Raw genomic sequence first — 3272 nt, forward strand, 5'->3', positions numbered from 1 at the left:
GCGACTGGATCCGCGCTCGCGGTGACGTGGAAGAAGTTATCGCCCGCGAAACCCGCCCCGAGGATAATGGCCAACTCGGTCCGGACCGTAGCGGCGGGGTTGCCCCCTTCCCCAACGTCCGCCGCCGCGTCCTCCGCGCGCGCGCTGGCGCCAACGTCAGCCAGATGGCCTATGCCCGCCGCGGCATCATCACGCCCGAAATGGAATATGTCGCCCACCGCGAGAATCTCGGTCGCGACGCGCTTGCCCACACCATCCGTGACGGCGAGAGCTTCGGCGCCGCCATCCCCGATTTCGTCACCCCCGAATTCGTCCGCGACGAGGTCGCTCGGGGCCGCGCGATCATCCCCAACAACATCAACCACCCCGAATCCGAACCGATGGCGATCGGCCGCAACTTCCTCGTCAAGATCAACGCCAACATCGGCAACTCCGCCGTCGCGTCCGATGTCGCGGCCGAAGTCGACAAGATGGTGTGGTCGATCCGCTGGGGCGCCGACACCGTCATGGACCTCTCCACCGGCCGCAACATCCACGACACGCGCGAATGGATCATCCGCAATTCGCCCGTGCCGATCGGCACCGTTCCCATCTATCAGGCACTCGAGAAGGTCGGCGGCGTCGCCGAGGACCTCACGTGGGAGATCTTCCGCGACACGCTGATCGAGCAGGCCGAGCAGGGCGTCGACTATTTCACCATCCACGCCGGCGTCCGCCTGCCGTTCGTGCCGATGGCGGCCAAGCGCGTCACCGGCATCGTCAGTCGCGGCGGCTCGATCATGGCCAAATGGTGCCTGTCCCACCACAAGGAGAGCTTCCTCTACGAGCGGTTCGACGAGATCACCGAGATCATGAAGGCCTATGACGTCGCCTACAGCCTCGGCGACGGCCTGCGCCCCGGCAGCATCGCCGACGCCAATGACGAGGCGCAGTTCGCCGAACTCTATACGCTTGGCGAACTGACCAAGCGCGCCTGGGCACAGGACGTGCAGGTCATGATCGAGGGCCCCGGCCACGTCCCGATGCACAAGATCAAGGAGAATATGGACAAGCAGCTCGAGGTCTGCGGCGAAGCCCCCTTCTACACATTGGGGCCGCTCACCACCGACATTGCACCCGGCTATGACCATATCACCAGCGGCATCGGCGCCGCCATGATCGGCTGGTACGGCACCGCGATGCTTTGCTACGTCACGCCCAAGGAGCATCTCGGCCTGCCCGACCGCGATGACGTCAAGGTCGGGGTCGTCACTTACAAGCTCGCCGCCCACGCCGCCGACCTGGCGAAGGGCCACCCCGCCGCCCGCCTGCGTGACGACGCCTTGTCCCGCGCCCGCTTCGAATTCCGCTGGCGCGACCAGTTCCATCTGTCGCTCGACCCCGACACGGCCGAGAATTACCACGACCAGACGCTCCCCGCCGAAGGCGCCAAGACCGCCCATTTCTGCTCGATGTGCGGCCCCAAATTCTGCTCGATGAAGATCAGCCAGGAAGTCCGCGACTTCGCCAACAAGAAGGAAGCCGGCCTGCTCAACTCGACCACGGCGGAGGAAGCCGAGGCCGGCATGGCGCGCATGTCCGAAACCTACCGCGAGCACGGCAGCGAGCTCTATCTCCCCGCCGGCGAGTGATCGTCGGGTCGGCACTTCTCTCATGGCGCCGACAGGCGCACAGTGTCGCTTCCGAATCGGAGAGGAGACTTTGCCATGCGTAGCCTTGCACTTGCCCTGACTGCCGCCGCCACCCTGTCGCTGGCCACCGCGCCCGCGCTCGCCGCCCCGTGCAAGGATGCCAAAGGCAAATTCGTCAAATGCGCGCAGCCGGTGAAGGGCAAGGACGGGCGCTGTCGGGTGGCGTCCGGCCCCAACAAGGGCAAGTTCACCAAATGCTGAGATAGCGTTCGGCAAGACCAGCGCGCCGGGCCGCCCCCGACCCGGCGCAACCGCCCCCCATCCCATGCCCCCGCGTCGCGCGCGCCCCCTTCCCCCGCCGCGCCTTCGCGCGCATGATCGCGCCGTCACAGGGGGAACATCATGTCCGATTTCGTCGTCGCTGAATTTCACGCTGCCGAGGGCAAGCTCGACGAGCTCATCGCCATGCTCAAGGTCGCGCTGGTCGACACGCGCGCCTACGACGGCTGCGAAAGCCTCGACTCATGGCTCGACGAGGAGCGCGCGACGATCATCGTGACCGAGCGCTGGGTCAGCTTCGCCCATTACGACCGCTATCTCGCCTGGCGCCGCGAGACCGGCATCTTCGACGTGGTCGGCCCGCTGCTGGTCGGCGGCATCGCCGGCTTCGTCCCGCGCCACTGCACGCCGCTCGGCTGCTAGGCCGCGCGGCGCGCCCGTCGGCTAGCGCGTCAGCGCGCCGATGATCCACACCGCCGACAACAGGCCGACCGCCAGCGTCAGGGAAATCCCCAGCACCCAGCGCACGATATGCGGCTGCTCGCCGCCACTCGCTTCCTCTTCGGTCAGATGAACCTCGTCGCCGTTGCGTTCCCTGGCCAGTCCTCTCCTGTCGGGCGGATAGTGTACGCGCTTTCGGGGGAGGTGGCGAACGCTGAAATCGCGGATGCCATCGAGATCGCTCTGTGCCCGCCGGCTCAGCTCACGCCGCATCGGCATCCTTCGGCCGCGCGCAGGCCGGCGCGCACTTCGTCGAGGGTGTCGAAGGCGTCGCAGTCGCTCGGACCCGACGCCAGCCCCTCGTCGATCGCCGCCACGAGCCGCCGCCGCGCCGCCCCATTCTCCTGCTCGCGGCGGACGAGGTCGCGGATAGTGTCGCTGCTACTGCTGTAGCGCCCCTCGGCAACCCGCGCTTCGGCCCAGCCCTTGAGGGCGTCGGGGATCGAGACGTTCATTTGTGCCATGGGGGGTTAGAGAGAATCACACTAGGGGACAATTGTTTCGGTTCTTACGGTTCCGCATTGGCAATAGCGGGACTTGAGTACTCAACTCATGCTTCCATCGGAGAATTTTGCTTGCGCTAATTTGTCGCGAAATATATCCGTTCGATAAATGTTCCTTGCGGAGTGGACGCAAATGACTGCACAGGCATTTGGCGACGTGCATACAAGGCGAAAACTTGAAACGGTTCAGAGCTACCTTCAAGCTTATGTGACTGCGCTAAAGTTTATGGACTTTGACCTTTTGTACATTGACGCCTGCGCGGGGTCCGGTTCGTCCGTACCAAAATTTGCGCTCTCATCCCCCGACGACGACTATCAAGTCCGCATCGAAGGAATTGACTCACCAGTTGTAGACACG

At 64.9% G+C, this 3272-nt stretch carries 6 protein-coding genes; 4 read left to right on the forward strand and 2 right to left on the reverse strand.

Going from position 1 to position 3272, the window contains the following annotated elements; genetic code table 11:
* From thiC to RMN84_RS03260, 3 genes are all read left to right on the forward strand, one after another.
* The coding region (gene thiC / locus RMN84_RS03250) for a phosphomethylpyrimidine synthase ThiC (protein WP_309610773.1) at window positions 1–1631 on the forward strand (1631 nt) is incomplete at its 5' end.
* 75 nt (window positions 1632–1706) lie between these two features.
* Window positions 1707–1892: a hypothetical protein gene (locus RMN84_RS03255; protein WP_309610774.1), complete on the forward strand. Its 186-nt coding sequence runs from the start codon at window positions 1707–1709 to the stop codon at window positions 1890–1892.
* A 141-nt stretch (window positions 1893–2033) separates the two neighbouring features.
* On the forward strand, window positions 2034–2333 hold the full coding sequence (locus tag RMN84_RS03260) for an antibiotic biosynthesis monooxygenase (protein WP_309610775.1): 300 nt from the start codon (window positions 2034–2036) through the stop codon (window positions 2331–2333).
* 21 nt (window positions 2334–2354) lie between these two features.
* Here the strand turns inward: RMN84_RS03260 and RMN84_RS03265 are convergent, their stop codons facing one another.
* Window positions 2355–2624 (reverse strand): hypothetical protein, encoded by a 270-nt coding sequence (locus RMN84_RS03265; protein ID WP_309610776.1) that lies wholly within the window; start codon window positions 2622–2624, stop codon window positions 2355–2357.
* Window positions 2609–2866, reverse strand: a complete 258-nt coding sequence (locus RMN84_RS03270) for a type II toxin-antitoxin system ParD family antitoxin (protein ID WP_309610777.1) — start codon at window positions 2864–2866, stop codon at window positions 2609–2611. The genes RMN84_RS03265 and RMN84_RS03270 overlap by 16 nt, the downstream gene beginning before the upstream one ends.
* Before the next feature lie 181 nt (window positions 2867–3047).
* On the opposite strand from RMN84_RS03270, the gene RMN84_RS03275 reads away from it, so the two are divergent.
* The coding region (locus RMN84_RS03275; RefSeq protein ID WP_309610778.1) for a hypothetical protein at window positions 3048–3272 on the forward strand (225 nt) is incomplete at its 3' end.

Source organism: Sphingomonas sp. (assembly GCF_031380695.1).
In the GTDB taxonomy this organism is placed as follows: Bacteria; Pseudomonadota; Alphaproteobacteria; order Sphingomonadales; family Sphingomonadaceae; genus Sphingomicrobium.

Coding starts and splice junctions, on each gene's coding strand:
- RMN84_RS03255 (WP_309610774.1), top strand. CDS start 1,707: ATGCGTAGCCTTGCACTTGCCCTGACTGCCGCCGCCACCCTGTCGCTG.
- RMN84_RS03270 (WP_309610777.1), bottom strand. CDS start 2,866: ATGAACGTCTCGATCCCCGACGCCCTCAAGGGCTGGGCCGAAGCGCGG.
- RMN84_RS03265 (WP_309610776.1), bottom strand. CDS start 2,624: ATGCGGCGTGAGCTGAGCCGGCGGGCACAGAGCGATCTCGATGGCATC.
- RMN84_RS03260 (WP_309610775.1), top strand. CDS start 2,034: ATGTCCGATTTCGTCGTCGCTGAATTTCACGCTGCCGAGGGCAAGCTC.